This is a genomic window from Chryseobacterium sp. SIMBA_038 (genome assembly GCF_046535115.1).
Lineage (GTDB): Bacteria > Bacteroidota > Bacteroidia > Flavobacteriales > Weeksellaceae > Chryseobacterium.
On sequence record NZ_JAWRXH010000310.1, the window covers coordinates 1 to 254 of the forward strand.

The following is a 254-nucleotide window of genomic DNA, read 5'->3' on the forward strand; positions in this document are numbered from 1 at the left end:
GCCTTTATGGAAGAGGCCGCGCAGCAGAGTGTATTTCAGACCGAGAGCGCGAAAGTTGCGTTGCAGAAAAGTCAGAGTCAGGGAGTCAAAGACTTTGCCCATCAGGTAATCGCCAGCAAAGCGCAGCTTTACGGCAAACTCAAGACGCTCGGCGATCAGCTACATATGAACGTTCCAACCGAAGCTTCCTGACGGGCAAAGCGAAGCAAATGCGCCTTGAGTCCCGCGAAGACTCCTTCGACCGGATCTATATC

The 254-nt window shown here is 53.1% G+C and carries 1 protein-coding gene; it reads left to right on the forward strand.

Features of this window, described 5'->3' with window-relative positions:
• The coding region (locus tag SB689_RS23690) for a DUF4142 domain-containing protein (RefSeq protein WP_410694485.1) at positions 1-192 on the forward strand (192 nt) is incomplete at its 5' end.
• Positions 193-254: the final 62 nt, after the last annotated feature.